The sequence below is a fragment of the Variovorax sp. LjRoot175 genome, from assembly GCF_964253805.1.
Lineage (GTDB): Bacteria > Pseudomonadota > Gammaproteobacteria > Burkholderiales > Burkholderiaceae_C > Variovorax.
This window is the reverse complement of the sequence record NZ_CAXURY020000001.1, coordinates 1,275,115-1,290,570: the sequence shown is the minus strand read 5'-3', so window position 1 is coordinate 1,290,570 and position 15,456 is coordinate 1,275,115. Positions and strand designations below refer to the sequence as shown.

Below are 15,456 nucleotides of genomic sequence, written 5' to 3'. Positions count from 1 at the left end.
GATGAAAATCCGAAGACTCCGCGATGCCCTGCTGCAGCAGGAAGACCTGAACTTCCTGCTCACCAACCGCGTGCCACGCATCCTGTTGACGCGCTTCATGGGCTGGTTCAGCAAGCTGCGCCATCCATGGGTGCGCGACGCCTCGATCGCGGTCTGGCGCCTGTTCGCCGACCTCGACCTGAGCGACGCGAAGAAAACCCGCTTCGACAGCCTGCACGACTGCTTCATCCGCGAGCTCGAGCCGGGGTCCCGTGCCGTCGATCCCGACCCCTCGGTGCTGGCGAGCCCTTGCGACGCCATCGTCGGCGCCTGCGGTGCGGTGAACGGCATCGAGGTGTTCCAGGCCAAGGGCTTTCCGTACTCGGTCGCGGAACTGTTCGGCGATGCGCGCGCGGTCGAACCGTTTCGCGACGGCTGCTATGCGACGCTCAGGCTGACCTCGAGCATGTACCACCGCTTCCACGCGCCGCACGACAGCCGGGTCGAGCGCGTCACCTATCTGTCGGGCGACACCTGGAACGTCAACCCGATCGCGCTCAAGCGCATCGAGCGCTTGTTCTGCCGCAACGAGCGCGCACTGATCGAGGCGCGCCTGCATGCCGGCGGCCATCGCATCGCGATGGTGCCGGTGGCGGCGATCCTGGTGGCCAGCCTGCGCCTGCACTGCCTGGACGTGCTGCTGAACCTGCGCTACCGCGGGCCGAAGCGCACCGACTGCGAGGCCGACTATCGCAAGGGCGAGGAGATGGGCTGGTTCGAGCACGGCTCGACCATCATCGTCTTCGCCCCCAAGGGCTTCACGCTGGCCAAGGGCATCGAGACCGACACACCGATCCGGATGGGGCAGGCGTTGATGAAATCAGCCTAGCGCAGCACGAGCACACGCGAGGAAGGGCTCGATCAGCGGATTGTCGAGATCGCGCCGCCAGCAAACGGCAACCTCCAGGGCGTCCCGAACGTTGCGGAAGCGCCTGAACACAACACCAGGTGGTCGGCCGATTTGCGCGCAGGCCGGGAGTATTGCGCATCCCTCACCGGCCATCACCAGCGCGAGCGCCGAGTTCACTGTCTCTACCCGATGCGCGATGTGCATCGTGACATTGTTTCTGCGCAGCATGGACGCCACCACGGATTTGTCGACACCTTCCTCCAGTGCCGGCAAGCCGATCAATGGCAGGCCTGCCAGGCGCTCGATGGGGACGGTCGACATGCGCGCCAGGGCCGACCGCGCGCTGACTGCCAGCATCAGCGGTTGTGTGCCGATCCGCTCCGAGGCAATACCTTCGCGAGCGATGGATGGCATGCACAGCGCGACCGTCGCCTCGAGGTTGGTGATGGCTGATGTGCTTGTCGTTGCGCTCAACTCCATGTAGTGGACCTCGACATCGGGGAGCCGTCGTTTGAGTTCGGGAGCGAGCCTGGGAAGCACGAGATAGGACAGGGCAAACATGGTGCCGATCGTCAGGCGCCCTCGATGGCCGGAACCGACGGCGCGTGCCGCTTCGAAACCCTCGTGCGCCAGCAGCAGGGCCTCCCGGGCCCGCGACAGAAGTGCGCTTCCGGCATCGGTGATCTCCATGCCGCGCGACGCGCGCCTGAACAACGGCGTACCCAGCGCCTGCTCCAGATTTCGAATGTGGACCGAAAGCGGAGGCTGCGCCATGTTCAGACGCCGCGCCGCCTTTCCCACGCTCTTCTCTTCTGCGACAGCAACGAAATAGCGCAAGCTTCTCAGGTCCATGACCCATACTAGATTCATATGCATTTCTTGTAAAACAGTATTGGACCCGCGGGAACTGGTCATGAAAAGATTTGCGAATGCAGTCTTCAGGCAAGCCCCCCTTTCAAGAGTTGTGCGAGATGTCGGCCACCGAGGTACGCGCCCGGGTGGCGCGGCGCGAGCTGTCGCCGGTCGAGATCACCGAGGCCGTCCTCGCGCGAGCCGATGCGCTCCAGCCACGGCTCAACTGCTTCATCACCATCTGTCACGACGAAGCGCTGCGCGCGGCGAAGGCGGCAGAGGCGGCCGTGATGCGTGGCGAGGCGCTCGGCGCACTGCACGGCGTGTCCTTGACGGTGAAGGACCTGGTCAACACGCGAGGCGTCCGTACCACCTTCGGCTCTGTGCTGTACCAGGATCATGTGCCCGACCACGATGCGGAAGCAGTGGCACGCTTGCGCCGGCAGGGCGCGATCCTGATCGGCAAGACGACCACTTCCGAATTCGGCGCCAAGTGCCTGACAGACGCCCCGCTGTTCGGGCGAACCTGCAACGCGTGGGATGTCACGCGCACCAGCGGCGGATCGAGCGGGGGTGCGGCGGTGGCCATGGCAGCGGGTATTGCGCCGTTGGCCGTGGCCACCGACGGCGGCGGATCGACGCGCATTCCGGCCGCTTGCAACGGTGTCGTGGGTCTGAAGCAGAGCCAGGGTGTTGTTCCGCACAGCCAGGTTCAAGACGCCTTCGCCAACTACACCTATGTGACTCCAACCACCCGCAACGTGGCCGACACGGCACTCATGCTGCAGGCCATGGCCGGCGAACATGGATCCGATCCCTGGTCGATCGGGATGCCCGTCACCCCCTACCACGATGTGCTGCGCCACGATGGAGACCTGAAAGGTCTTCGCCTCCTGTTCTGTGCAGCGCCGAAGGGGCGTCCGATTGCCCGCGACGTCAGCAGCGCATTCGAACGGGCGCTGGGCAGCCTGCGTGACTTGGGCGCCGAGCTGGAGGAAATGTCCGGCCAGGGCTTCGATATCGAGCCGCTGTGGCGGGTGATCAACCACACCAGCTGGCGGGGCCGCTTTGCACCGCTGGCCGCGGCGCACGGCGACAAGCTCAGCCCTTCGCTCTTGCAGCAACTCGCCTTGGCGAAGGATGTCGATGGGGTCGAATACCAGCACGCGATGTTCGCCCGCACCGAGCTTTTTCGGCACGTCCAGGAATTGCTGGCGCGCAGCGATTTCCTGGTCATGCCCACGCTTTCCTGTACGGCACTGCCGATCGATCAGGACCTCTTCGGCTCCATGAACATCGACGGGAATGTTGTTCCGGAGGTGCGGGCGAACTGGTTTCCCTGGACCATGCCCTTCAACCTGACCGGGCATCCGGCCATCAGTCTGCCGTGCGGTGTCGATTCCGCTGGACTGCCGATCGGCTTGCAGATCGTGGGCCGCTTTCGTCAGGACGCGGCCTTGCTGCGCGTGGCGGCTCTCTTCGAAGCATCGCAGGCGCACGAGACGTTCACGCCCGAGTTGGCTTTTTGCTGATGTGCAGGTGCTTGCCTGCGCCTTGCCGGTCGTCTTTCCCTCCCTCCCGAAAGCCTCCAATGACCAAGCTTTTGAACTCTGTCCTGTTCAGCGCGACGCTCGCCCTGATTTCCACTGCGACGGTCGCCGAGACCAGCACCGCGCCCGCAGCGCCGATGCGGCTGATCGTGGGCTTCCCGCCAGGCGGCGCGCTGGACACGCTGGCGCGTGCCGTGGCTGAACAGATGAGGGTGTCCCTGCAGGAACCGGTGCTGGTGGAGAACCGCCCCGGAGCCTCCACGCGCATTTCGATCGAGGCGGTGAAGAATTCGCGGCCGGACGGCAGAACCATCCTGCTCGGATCGACGCCGCCGTTTGTCATCTTTCCAATGACGTACAGCCGCTTGAACTACAACGTGGACAAGGACTTCATTCCGGTGGCCCACCTCGCGTATGCATCGACGGTGGTGTCGGCCGGCGCGCAACAACCCTACCGCACCGTCAAGGAATATGTTGCGTGGGTCAAGCAGAACCCCACGCAGACTGGATTCGGCCTGACATCCCTCGGCGGCGCGCTGCATTTCAGCATCTTGATGCTGGCCAAGGCCGTCGATGCGCCCCTTGCTGCGGTCAGCTACAAAGGCGGGGCGCCCTTGGCCGCCGACATCGTCGGCGGACACGTCCCGATCGGCACGGACGCGCTCGCCAGCCAATTGGAGCTGCACCGCGCCGGCAAGCTGCGCATTCTTGCCGTGTCGGGCAAGACCCGCCTGAAATGGCTGCCTGACGTTCCCACGCTGAACGAATCGGGTATCACCGCATTCGATCACGCGAATGCTTCCTATGGGGCCTACGCGCCAGCCGGCACACCCAAGGAAGTCGTCGCGCGGCTTGAGCAGGCCATGATCGCCGCCATGAAGGTGCCGCAAGTGCGAGAACAGCTGGATCGCCTCGGACTGGAGGCCAGCGGATTGCCGGGCGCGGAACTGCAGAACACGATGCGCACGGAGCGGGCGTTCTGGCGTCCGGTGGTCGCAGCATCCGGCTTCAAGAGCGAGGACTGAGGTGTTGCAAGCAACGGTCCGCCCGCCCTCGCTGTCATCGCCCCGCAAGCTTGCAGGGTGGCCGGTGCTCCTGAGCGCATGCCTGGGCGCGGCGCTTTGTTTCGTCAATGCCAGTGCGTTGAGCGTGGCTCTGCCACTTGTGGCCGGGAGCCTGGAGGCCACGCCAGCGCAGGCGAGTTGGATCTTGTTGTCTTACATGCTGGTCAGCACGATCTGCATCTTGAGTTTCGGGCGCCTGGCAGACATCTGGGGGCGGCGTCGGCTCTACCTTGCAGGATTGGCGATCTTTGTGCTTGCCAGCGCAGGCTGCGCGTGGTCGGCCACGGCGCCGGTCTTGCTCATGTTCAGGGTATTGCAGGCGGTTGGCGCAGCGGCGGTGTTTGCCAACACCAGCGCCCTCGTGAGTGACGCGTTTGGCGGCGGCAGGCTGGGCTTGGCATTGGGGATCCTGGCGATGGTCGCGGCGCTCGCACAGGTTCTGGGACCCCTCATCGGAGGCGCAGTGGCAGCCGTATGGGGTTGGCGCGCGATATTCCTGCTCAATGTCCCACTGGGCGTTGGAGCGCTCGTATGGTCGTGGTGCGCACTGCCATTCATGTCGGCACCCAGCGTCGAACGGTTCGATGGCATCGGCGCGCTGCTGTCCTTCGCGGGACTGGGTGGCGTGGTGTATGCGCTGTCGATGGGCGGCCCTCATGGCTGGCTGAGTCCTGGGGTATGCATTGGCGCGGTGGTGGGGGCCGTTGCACTCGCGGCCTTTGTTGTGACGCAGATGACCCGGACACAGCCCCTGGTTGATCCTGGCCTCTTTGCAGATCCTTCGCGCGCGGTGGCTTATGTTTGCGTGCTCTTGCTGTCCGTGGCCCAAGCGGCACCCGTGGTGCTCGTTGCATTGTTCATGCAGGTAGCCGGCGGTTTGGATTCGCTGGGCGCGGGAATCCGCATTGCGCCGGTCGCTTTGGGAATGTTGTTGGCCGCACCCGTTGCCGGCGCGCTCACCCGTCGCATTGCCGCCGAACATCTGTGCACGGCGGGGATGTTGCTCGCCGCTTGCGGTCTTGCCGGGCTGATTTTTTTCCTGAGCCCCGATGTCGACGGAGCGAAGCTCGGTGCGAGTCTGCTTCTGTTCGGTGTCGGCATTGGAATCTTCGTCACGCCCAACAACACTGCCATCCTGCGCAGTGTGGGCACGGAGCGCCGCGGCATCGCCAACGGCGTGCGTTCCACTCTGCAAAACGCGGGGTTTGTGATCGGCACGGCCTTGACGCTGAGCATCGCGACTGCACCGTTGCCCCCACTGGCGCAGCGCGCCGCATATGGCGGCTCCCTGGGTCATTTGAGCGACGCCGATCTTGCCAGCTTTACGCAGGGATGCCATTGGGCGCTTGGAACCCTGAGCGCGTGTTGTGCGCTTGGCGTCCTGCTTTCTCTCGCGATACAGCGTAGAAACAGAGCTGTGCGCTGACGCCGACGACCGTGCCCGCGGCTCAGTAGGTCCCCGGATAGGCCCCGCCGTCGGCCAGCACGTTCTGCCCCGTCAGGTAGCCCGCCTGCGCGCTGCAGAGGAAGGCGCAGATGGCGCCGAACTCCTCCGGCGTACCGAAGCGCCGCGCCGGGATGTTCTTCTTGCGGCTTTCCATGACGGTGTCCAGGTCCTGGCCGGACTTCTTCGCCGCGCCGGCCATGGTTCCCTTGAGCCGGTCGGTGTCGAAGGAGCCCGGCAGCAGGTTGTTGATGGTCACGCCCTTCGCCGCTACGGCCGTGCGCGCGACGCCGGCGACGAAGCCGGTGAGGCCGCTGCGTGCGCCGTTGGAGAGGCCGAGGATGTCGATCGGCGCCTTCACCGAGCTCGAGGTGATGTTGACGATGCGCCCGAAACCGCGCGCGGCCATGCCGTCGACCGTGGCCTTGATCAGCTCGATCGGCGTCAGCATGTTGGCGTCGACCGCCTTGATCCAGGCCTCGCGGTCCCAGTCGCGGAAATCGCCGGGCGGGGGGCCGCCGGCGTTGGTGACCACGATGTCGAAATCCTTGTGTAGCGCGAACACCGCGGCGCGGCCTTCGGCGCTCGTGATGTCGGCCGCGACATGTTTGACGAAAGGCTTGGGCCCGCCCGCCAGCGCCTGCAGCTTCTTCGCCGCGACCTCCAGCGCCTCGGCGCCGCGCGCGACGATCACCACGTTCACACCCTCGCGCACCAGCGCTTCCGCGCAGCCGTAGCCGAGGCCCTTGCTCGCACCGCACACCAGCGCGGTCTTGCCTGCAATTCCAAAATCCATGGTCGTTTCCTTCGGGCCTTCAGCGCCCGGTTCGAGTGAAGACAAAAATGCCGGCGATCACCAGGACGGTCCCGGCCGCGATCCACGCGGTGAAGGGCTCGCCGAGGATCAGCACGCCCATCAGGATGGTCGACATGGGCCCGACCATACCCGTTTGCGCTGCCATCGCGGGGCCGATGCGCTCGATGGCCATCATCACCGCCAGCACCGGCAATGCGGTGCACAGCGTGGCATTGAGCACCGACAACCAGATCACCTCGGGCGCCACCTGCAGGGCCGCGCTGATCGGCCGCAGCAGGACGAACTGCGCGATGCACAGCACGCAGGCCACGCTGGTCGCGAGCCCCACCAGCCGCAGCGACCCGAGGCGCTTGACGAACTCGCCGCTGGCGACGAGGTAGACGGCATAGCTCACCGCGCTCAGGAACACCAGCAGCGTGCCCCAGGCTGCGGCCGCGCTCTGGCCCAGTTGCACCTCGTGGCCGAACACCAGCAGCACGCCGGCGTAGCTGACGGCCATGCCCGCCACCTGCCAGCGCGTGATGCGCCTGCGGTAGGCGATCCAGCCGAACAGCAGCACCAGCGTGGGGTTGAGGTACAGGATCAGCCGCTCCAGGCTGGCCGTGATGTAGGCCAGGCCCGCGAAGTCCAGGAAGCTCGAGAGGTAGTAGCCCGAAAAGCCGAGACCGAACACGCCCAGCCAGTCGCGCCGCGTCAGCGCCGCCTTGCCGCGCCCGGCCCACCAGGCCATGAGCGCGAACAGCGGCAGCGCGAACAGCATGCGCAGCATGATCAGCGTGACCGCATCGACGCCGTAGCGGTACGCGAGCTTGACGATGATCGCCTTGCCGCTGAACGCGATCGCGCCAGCGGTGGCGAGGGCCAGGCCGGGTCCGATGCTCCTGTGCGCGAGCTGCCCGGGCGTGGCCTGAACCGCAGACATCGATCTCAGAACCCCGCCGCCAGGCCGTCGCGGCGCGGATCGCTCGCGGCCACGTAGCCTTCGACCGCCGGATCGCCCGCGCGGCAGATGAACTGGCCGGCGCCGAAGTCCTGGTAGGAGTCGTTGATCACGTCGACCTTGTGGCCGAGCTCCGCGAGGCCGCGCACCGTCGCCGGATTCATGGCGGCCTCGACGTTGATCTCGAGCCCGCTGTTGAAGCGCCAGCGCGGCGCATCGCAGGCGGCCTGCGGGTTCTGGCCGTAGTCCAGCATGCGCACCAGTGTCTGCATGTGGCCCTGCGGCTGCATGTTGCCGCCCATCACGCCGAAGCTCATCACGGGCTGAGCGTCCTTCGTGAGGAAGGCCGGAATGATGGTGTGGAAAGGCCGCTTGCCAGGCGCCACCACGTTGGGACTCTTGGCATCGAGGCTGAAACCGTGGCCGCGGTTCTGCAGGCTGATGCCGAATTCGGGCTCCACGCAGCCGGAGCCGAAGCCCATGTAGTTGCTCTGGATGAAGCTCACCATCATTCCGCGCTCGTCGGCGGCGGTGAGGTAGATGGTGCCGCCCTTGACCGGGTTGCCCGCCTTGAAGTCCTGCGCCTTGTTCACGTCGATGAGTTTGGCACGCGAGGCGAGGTAGGTGCCATCGAGCATTTGCAAGGGCGTCACCTCCATCGACGATGGGTCCGAGACGTAGCGGTAGGTGTCCGCAAAGGCCAGCTTCATGGCCTCGATCTGCAGGTGCTGCGAAGCGACCGAATCGACCGGAATCGATGCCATGTCGAAGTGCTCGAGGATGCCGAGCGCAATCAGCGCCGCGATGCCTTGCCCATTGGGCGGGATCTCGTGCAGCGTGTGCTTGCGGTAGTTCTGCGAGATCGGCTCGACCCACTCGGGCTTCCAGTTGGCGAGATCGCGCACCTTGAGGCTGCCGCCGTTGGCGTTCGAGAATTTGCCCAACGCCTCGGCGATCTCGCCGCTGTAGAAGGCATCGCCCCTGGTCGCGGCGATGGCCTTCAGGGCGCGCGCCGCGGCTGGAAAGCGGAACAGCTCGCCGACCTCGGGCGCACGGCCCCATGGCAGGAAGGCCTGCGCGAAACCCGGCTGCGATTGCAGGATCGGCGTGGCCGCGGCCCACTTCTGCTGCACCACCGGCGGCATCAGGTAGCCGCGCTCGGCGATCTCGATGGCCGGCGCCATCAGGTCTTCGAAGGGCAGCTTGCCGAAGCGTTCGGACAACGCGACCCAGCCGCCGACCGCGCCCGGCACCGTCACCGAGTCGATGCCGCGCTGCGGTGGCGTCGCGGCATCGGCACCGTACTTGCGGCGGAAGTACTCGGGCGTCCAGGCCTGCGGCGCCGAGCCGGAGGCATTGAGCCCATGCAGCTTCTCGCCGTCCCACAGGATGCAGAAGGCATCGCTGCCCAGGCCGTTGCTGACCGGTTCGACCAGGGTCATCACCGCAGCCGTCGCGATGGCCGCGTCGGCTGCATTGCCGCCCTGCTGGAGGATGCGAAGGCCCGCTTGCGCGGCCAATGGATGCGAAGTCGAGACGACGTTGCGTGCGAAGACGGGGATGCGGATCGAGGGATAGGGATTGGCGTAGTCGAATTTCATTGCTCAGTCGCCTGTGATTTTTCGTTCGGTGATGATCTTTTTCCACTTGGCGGCGTCCTGCGCCGCCATGCTCGCGAATTGCGTGGGCGTGCCGATCGTCGGTGCGATGCCTAGCTTCGACAACTTGTCGCGCACTTCCGGATCGGCGAGCGTCTCGTTGGCCGCCTTGTTGATGCGCGCCGTCATGTCCGCCGGCAGGCCCTTGGGACCGTAGAGCCCGAACCAGGTGTTCGATTCGAAGCCCGGCAGCACCTCGGCGATGGCCGGCAACTCGGGCGCGAGCGGGCTGGGCTTCAGCGTCGTCACGCCCAGCGCGCGCAGCCGGCCGTCGCGCACATGCGGCATGCCGGTGGGCAGCGAATCGAAGAGCACGTCGATCTTGCCGCTGATCAGGTCGGGAATCGCGAGCGCGGTGCCCTTGTACGGGATGTGCGTGACGAACACCCCGGCCTGCGACTTGAACAACTCGGTGGTGAGCTGCACGATGGTGCCGTTGCCGCTCGATGCGTAGTTGAGCTTGCCGGGATTCTTCTGTGCGTACGCTATCCATTCGCGCACCGTCTTCGCCGGCGAGCTGTTGGGCACCAGCATGACGCTCGGCGCATCGCCCACGTGGGCAATCGGCGTGAAGTCGCGCACCGTGTCGTAGGGCAGCCTGGCGTTGATCGCGGGTCCGATGGCATGCGTGCTGGTGGTGGCCAGCAGCAGCGTGTAGCCGTCGGCCGGCGCCTTGGCCGCGAGATCGGATCCGATCGCGCCGCCGGCGCCCGGCTTGTTGTCGATGACCAGCGTGGTGCCGAGCTTCTCGCCCATCTTCTGCGACAGGGTGCGTGCAAAAAGATCGGTGGCGCCACCGGCAGGGAAGGGCACGATGAGACGTATGGGCTTGCTGGGATAGGCCTGCGCGAAGGCGGTCGGCATGGCTGCCGTACACAGCACGATCGCAGCCGCGCGAAGGAAGTTGATTCTTTTCATGGGCATCGATTCTGACGAGGAGGCAGAGCCTAGTTGAAAAACAAAAAGGCCGCCCTCAGGCGGCCTTTTTGTTCGGCGAGCCCAGTCAATCAGGCTCGACGAAGGCTTCTTCGCGCTTGGACTTCACCGCGGGCAGCAAGACGATCACGACCATCAGCGCGGCCGCCACGAGCAGGCCGGCCGAGATCGGGCGCGTGACGAACACGGCCCACGATCCGCGCGAGAGCAAGAGCGCGCGCCGCAGGTTCTCTTCCATCATCGGGCCGAGGATCAGCCCCAGCAGCAGCGGCGCCGGCTCGCATCCGAGCTTGATGAAGGCGTAGCCGATGACGCCGAAGATCGCGACCATCCACACGTCGAAGGTGTTGTTGTTGGTCGAGTAGACGCCGATCGCGCAGAACAGCACGATGGCCGGGAACAGCCAGCGGTACGGGATCGACAGCAGCTTGATCCAGATGCCGATCAGCGGCAGGTTCAGGATGATCAGCATCAGGTTGCCGATCCACATGGACGCGATCAGGCCCCAGAACAGCTCGGGGTTGCTGGTCATCACCTGCGGGCCGGGCTGGATGTTGTGGATGGTCATCGCGCCGACCATCAGCGCCATCACCGGATTCGGCGGGATGCCGAGTGTGAGCAGCGGGATGAAGGAGGTCTGCGCCCCGGCGTTGTTGGCCGCTTCGGGACCTGCGACGCCGCGGATGTTGCCCTTGCCGAAGGGAATCTCGCCCGGCTTGAGCTTCATCTTCTTCTCGAGCGTGTAGGCCGCGAAGGCCGACAGCAGCGCACCGCCGCCTGGCAGGATGCCGAGGCAGGAACCCAGCGTGGTGCCGCGCAGCACCGCCGGCGTCATACGCTTGAAGTCTTCCTTGGTGGGCCACAGGTGGTGCACCTCGGAGGTGAAGACCTGGCGCTCTTCCTCGGGCCGCGAGAGGTTGGAGATGATTTCGCCGTAGCCGAAGACGCCCATGGCGATCACGATGAAGCCGACGCCATCGGTCAGTTCGGGGATGTCGAAGCTGTAGCGCGCCACGCCCGAATTCACGTCGGTGCCGATCAGGCCGATCAGCAGGCCCAGCACGATCATGCAGATCGCCTTGAGCAGCGAGCCCGAGGCCAGCACCACCGCGCCGATCAGGCCCAGGATCATCAACGAGAAGTATTCGGCCGGGCCGAACTTGAAGGCCAGCTCGGTCAAGGGCGGCGCGAAGGCGGCCAGGATCAGCGTGCCCACGCAGCCGGCGAAGAAGGAGCCCAGGCCGGCGGCCGCAAGTGCCGCTCCCCCTCGGCCCTGCTTGGCCATCTGGTGCCCGTCGATCACCGTGACGACGGAGGACGATTCGCCCGGCAGGTTGACCAGGATCGCGGTGGTCGAGCCGCCGTACTGCGAGCCGTAGTAGATGCCCGCGAGCATGATCAGTGCGGCCACCGGCGGCAGCGCGTAGGTGGCCGGCAACAGCATCGCAATGGTGGCGACCGGGCCGATGCCGGGCAAGACGCCGATCAGCGTGCCCAGCAGGCAGCCGACGAAGGCGTAGATGAGGTTCTGCAGCGTGAAGGCCGCGGCGAACCCGATGGAGAGGTTGTTGATGAGTTCCATGGCGACGTTGCTCTCAGCCGGTGATGAAGGTGGGCCACACCTGGAACTGCAGCTTCAGCAGGACCACGAAGGCCAGGTAGCTGCCGACGGCCAGGATCGTGGCGAGGATCAGGCTCGACTTGAGGCTGTAGTGCTCGCCCGCGAGGCCGGCGATCAGCACCAGCGCGTAGATCGCGGCGATCAGGCCCATGGCCGGCAACCCGATGCTGGGCAGGCCGCCGAGCAGAATGCCGAACATGAGGTTGGAACCGATGATGTAGCCGAGCGGCCGCCATGCGATCTTTCCGATCGGCTCGCCGTCCACCGTCTCGATGGTGAGGGCCGTGAAGATCACGATGATCCCCAGGATGCCCAGCAGGATGCCCAGCATCAGCGGAAAGTAGCCCGGGCCCATGCGCGCGCCGCTGCCCACGCTGTAGGTCGTCGCGCCCCATGCGAAGGCGATGCCGACGATGGTGAACATCAGCCCCGCAAAGAAGTCCTTCTGACTCTTGATTTTCACGAACAGTCCCCTCGAAAAATTCGAACAGCGGATTGTGTGGTCAGGCAGTGGTCAGCTTGATGTGGATTCCACCTAGCAAGAGCCTAGGGTTATCCCGGGTCGCGAGGCCGCGCCGAAGCTACTCGAGCGGCGGGGTCGCGCTCAAGACTTCGTCGATGGTCGTCAGGCCCTCGGCCACGCGCAGCGCACCCGCCAGCCGCAGCGGCCGCATGCCGTCGACCACGGCCTGGCGGCGCAGGCCAGCGAGGTTGGGCTCCTTGTTGACCAGCGCCTTGAAGCCCTCGCCCACGGTGAGCAGTTCGTACAGACCCATGCGGCCGCGGTAGCCCGTCATGCGGCAGTCGACGCAGCCGACCGGCTTGTAGGCCCGCACCGAGCCCGTGATCTGCCAGGGCTTGACGAACTCGCCGAGCTGTTCGCGCGTGACGCTGTCGTCCGGCGCCTTGCAATGCGGGCACAGGGTGCGCACCAGGCGCTGGGCCAGCACGCCGAGCATGGTGGCGTTGACGAGGTAGTTGGGCACGCCGAGCTCCATCAGCCGCGTGATCGCGCTCGGTGCATCGTTGGTGTGCAGTGTGCTGAAGACCAGGTGGCCGGTGAGCGCGGCCTGCACCGCCATCTCGGCCGTCGCGATGTCGCGGATCTCGCCCACCATGATGATGTCCGGGTCCTGCCGCATCAGCGCGCGCAGGCCCTCGGTGAAGCCGAAGTCCAGCTGCGGCTGCACCTGCGTCTGGTTGAAGGAGGGCTCGATCATTTCGATCGGATCCTCGATCGTGCTCACGTTGACCTCCTCGGTCGCGACACGCTTGAGCGTCGAGTAGAGCGTGGTGGTCTTGCCGGAGCCGGTCGGTCCGGTCACCAGGATGATGCCGTGCGGGCGCGTCACGAGCTGCTCCCAGCGCTGCGCATCGTGCTGCGCGAAGCCGAGCGCATCGAGGTCCTTGACCGCGGTGTCGGGGTCGAAGATCCGCATCACCATCTTCTCGCCGAAGGCGGTCGGCAGCGTGGAGAGCCGCATCTCGACCTCTTCGCCGCGCATGTTGCGGGTCTTGATGCGGCCATCGAGCGGCCGCCGCTTCTCGACCACGTCCATGCGGCCGAGCAGCTTGATGCGCGACACCATCGCGTTCATCACGCCCATCGGCATCTGGTAGGCGGGGTGCAGCACGCCGTCGATGCGAAAGCGGATCACGCCCTGCTCGCGCCGCGGCTCCAGGTGGATGTCGCTGGCACGCTGGTCGAAGGCGTACTGCCAGAGCCAGTCGACCACCTGCACCACGCTCTGGTCGTTGGCATCGAGCTGCTTGTTGCTCTTGCCGAGCTCGACCAGCTGCTCGAAGCTGGCGCCGCCCGCATTGCCGCCAGCCTTCTGCGCCGCGCGCACCGACTTGGCCAGCGAGAAGAACTCCGCCGTATAGCGCTGGATGTCGACTGGGTTCGCGACCACGCGCCGCACCGCGCGGCGCGCCTGGCGCTCGACCTCGGCGATCCAGTCGGTGAGAAAAGGTTCGGCCGTCGCCACCACCACCTCGGCGGGCGTGACCTGCACCGGCAGCACCTTGTGCCGCTCCGCATAGGCCGCGCTCATGGTGTCGGCCACCTTGCCCACGTCGACCCTGAGCGGGTCGATGCGCAGATAGGCCAGGCCGGCGCGGCCGGCGAGCCACTGGCTCAGCATCTCCAGGTCGAGCGGCTTGCCGTCGCTCTCGCGCGTCATCGCGACATTCGCGAGCCGCACCAGCGGATGCTGGCGGCTCTCGGCCTGCGCGCAGCGCGCCAGCGTGCGCTTGGCCTCCACCGGCGAGATCACGCCGTCCTTGGCGAGCCATTCGATCAGATGCCGCAGATCGAGCGGCCCTTCGTGGCGGGAGGCGGCGGACTTGGGTGGAGAGACAGCGCTCATGGTCAGGTCAATGGTTTGAATACCCGCAGCCACTTCGGCGCCGGCAGGCCCCACCGAGTCTGGATGCTTTGGGCGCGATCGGCAAGCGCGGGGCGCTTCGGCTGGCTGGGCGTGCGCTGGGCCAGCACCACGGTGTTGCCTTCACGCGTGGGCTTGAAGGCCCAGAGCGCATCTTCGCCGAAGGCGGTGGCGATCTTCTCGAGGCTGCGCTCGTAGCTCGAGGAGCGGCCGAACAGGTTGACCGTCATGCAACCGTCCTCGGTCAGGAGGGCGCGGCAGTCGGCGTAGAAAGCTTCGCTGTCGAGCACCGGCGCGGCGGCCTCGTGGTCGTACAGGTCGACCTGCAACGCATCCACCGCGCCCTGCCATTGCGGCTTGCGGATCTCCGTCGCCGCGTCGGCCACCACCACCTGCAGCCTGGTGTCGTCGGCCGGCAGCTTGAACCAGCCACGGCAGGCCGCCACCACCTGCGGATTGAGCTCGACCGCCGTGGTGCGCATGCCCAGCGTCTTGCGGCAGAACTTGGTGAGGCTGGCCGCGCCCAGACCCAGCTGCATCGCATGGCGGCTGCGCACGCTCGCGGCTTCGACGAAGAGCAGCCAGGCCATCATGCGCTGCACGTACTCGAGCTCGATCTCGAAGGGCGCATCGAGCTTCATCGAGCCCTGCACCCACTCGGTGCCGAGGTGCAGGTAGCGCACATCGCCCCAGTCGGAGAAATTGACTTCCGGAAGTTCAGGCGCCGCGGCTTTCTTCGCCGCCATCAGAGCAGTCCGTGCTTCAGGAACACCTCGCGCCACGCATCGTGCTTGCGCTCGAAGGTCCACGATGCGTTCGCCGCGCTCGAAGACGGCAGCCGGTAGACCGGCACGCCGAGGCCCTGGGTGTGTCGCGCATGCTTGAAGCTTTCACCGCCGTTGTGCGCGATCGCGGCAAGCCTGAGTAGCGCAAGGCCCGCGATGTCGTTCGCCTCGCCGTTGCGGATCGCCGAATCGAGGCTGCCTTCGCGTTCGCAGGCGGCGTACACGTCCCAGAGGCCGAGGCCGCGCTCGAGCAGCCAGGCGCGGCGGGCGGGATAACTGTCTGCGCCCGCCGGGAGCGGGTGGTCGGGCCAAATCGCTTGCAAGATCTTCCAGAAGTGGTTTTGCGGGTGCGCATAGTACTGCCGCTCGGCGAGCGAGCGGCCGCCCGGGAAACTGCCGAGGACCAGTACGACGGTGCGGTCCGAGACGATCGGATCGAGGCCGGTGAGCCGCAGCGGCGGCGCAGGCGATGCTTTCTTCATGCGCGGAGTAGACACAAAAAAACCCGCCGAA

The 15,456-nt window shown here is 66.2% G+C and carries 14 protein-coding genes; 4 read left to right on the top strand and 10 right to left on the bottom strand.

What is annotated here, in order from left to right; all coding sequences use genetic code 11:
• The first annotated feature begins 1 nt into the window (after position 1).
• Positions 2 to 868 (top strand): archaetidylserine decarboxylase, encoded by an 867-nt coding sequence (asd, locus tag ACSQ89_RS06500; protein WP_436293864.1) that lies wholly within the window; start codon positions 2 to 4, stop codon positions 866 to 868.
• Here asd and ACSQ89_RS06495 read toward each other — a convergent pair.
• A complete protein-coding gene (locus ACSQ89_RS06495; RefSeq protein ID WP_436293865.1) occupies positions 860 to 1,804 on the bottom strand; it encodes a LysR family transcriptional regulator in 945 nt (314 codons plus the stop codon). The two genes, asd and ACSQ89_RS06495, sit on opposite strands and share 9 nt — an antisense overlap.
• 56 nt (positions 1,805 to 1,860) lie before the next feature.
• Between ACSQ89_RS06495 and ACSQ89_RS06490 the strand changes: the two genes are divergently transcribed.
• Genes ACSQ89_RS06490 through ACSQ89_RS06480 form a run of 3 tightly spaced genes read left to right on the top strand, consistent with a single transcriptional unit; the run spans position 1,861 to position 5,781 of the window.
• Positions 1,861 to 3,273, top strand: a complete 1,413-nt coding sequence (locus tag ACSQ89_RS06490) for an amidase (RefSeq protein ID WP_436293866.1) — start codon at positions 1,861 to 1,863, stop codon at positions 3,271 to 3,273.
• 59 nt (positions 3,274 to 3,332) lie between these two features.
• Positions 3,333 to 4,316 carry a tripartite tricarboxylate transporter substrate-binding protein gene (locus tag ACSQ89_RS06485; protein ID WP_436296147.1) on the top strand — a complete coding sequence of 328 codons (984 nt, stop codon included), beginning with the start codon at positions 3,333 to 3,335 and terminating at the stop codon, positions 4,314 to 4,316.
• 1 nt (position 4,317) lies between these two features.
• On the top strand, positions 4,318 to 5,781 hold the full coding sequence (locus tag ACSQ89_RS06480) for a DHA2 family efflux MFS transporter permease subunit (protein ID WP_436293868.1): 1,464 nt from the start codon (positions 4,318 to 4,320) through the stop codon (positions 5,779 to 5,781).
• A gap of 22 nt (positions 5,782 to 5,803) precedes the next feature.
• Here ACSQ89_RS06480 and ACSQ89_RS06475 read toward each other — a convergent pair whose 3' ends face one another.
• The 9 genes from ACSQ89_RS06475 to ACSQ89_RS06435 form a co-directional block, all read right to left on the bottom strand.
• Positions 5,804 to 6,595 (bottom strand): SDR family oxidoreductase, encoded by a 792-nt coding sequence (locus ACSQ89_RS06475; RefSeq protein WP_093108957.1) that lies wholly within the window; start codon positions 6,593 to 6,595, stop codon positions 5,804 to 5,806.
• Positions 6,596 to 6,614: 19 nt separating this feature from the next.
• Entirely contained in the window at positions 6,615 to 7,538 is a 924-nt protein-coding gene (locus ACSQ89_RS06470) for a DMT family transporter (RefSeq protein ID WP_093108958.1), read from the bottom strand.
• Between the two features lie 5 nt (positions 7,539 to 7,543).
• Positions 7,544 to 9,157 (bottom strand): gamma-glutamyltransferase family protein, encoded by a 1,614-nt coding sequence (locus tag ACSQ89_RS06465; RefSeq protein WP_436293869.1) that lies wholly within the window; start codon positions 9,155 to 9,157, stop codon positions 7,544 to 7,546.
• A 3-nt stretch (positions 9,158 to 9,160) separates the two neighbouring features.
• Positions 9,161 to 10,132 (bottom strand): Bug family tripartite tricarboxylate transporter substrate binding protein, encoded by a 972-nt coding sequence (locus tag ACSQ89_RS06460; protein WP_436293870.1) that lies wholly within the window; start codon positions 10,130 to 10,132, stop codon positions 9,161 to 9,163.
• Positions 10,133 to 10,217: 85 nt separating this feature from the next.
• A complete protein-coding gene (locus tag ACSQ89_RS06455) occupies positions 10,218 to 11,732 on the bottom strand; it encodes a tripartite tricarboxylate transporter permease (RefSeq protein ID WP_093108961.1) in 1,515 nt (504 codons plus the stop codon).
• Between the two features lie 13 nt (positions 11,733 to 11,745).
• Positions 11,746 to 12,234, bottom strand: a complete 489-nt coding sequence (locus ACSQ89_RS06450) for a tripartite tricarboxylate transporter TctB family protein (protein WP_436293871.1) — start codon at positions 12,232 to 12,234, stop codon at positions 11,746 to 11,748.
• A 118-nt stretch (positions 12,235 to 12,352) separates the two neighbouring features.
• On the bottom strand, positions 12,353 to 14,140 hold the full coding sequence (locus tag ACSQ89_RS06445; RefSeq protein WP_093108963.1) for a GspE/PulE family protein: 1,788 nt from the start codon (positions 14,138 to 14,140) through the stop codon (positions 12,353 to 12,355).
• A gap of 2 nt (positions 14,141 to 14,142) precedes the next feature.
• Positions 14,143 to 14,904 carry a spermidine synthase gene (locus ACSQ89_RS06440; RefSeq protein WP_093108964.1) on the bottom strand — a complete coding sequence of 254 codons (762 nt, stop codon included), beginning with the start codon at positions 14,902 to 14,904 and terminating at the stop codon, positions 14,143 to 14,145.
• Entirely contained in the window at positions 14,904 to 15,425 is a 522-nt protein-coding gene (locus ACSQ89_RS06435) for a DNA-deoxyinosine glycosylase (RefSeq protein WP_436293872.1), read from the bottom strand. Before ACSQ89_RS06435 ends, ACSQ89_RS06440 begins: the two co-directional genes overlap by 1 nt.
• Between the last annotated feature and the right edge of the window lie 31 nt (positions 15,426 to 15,456).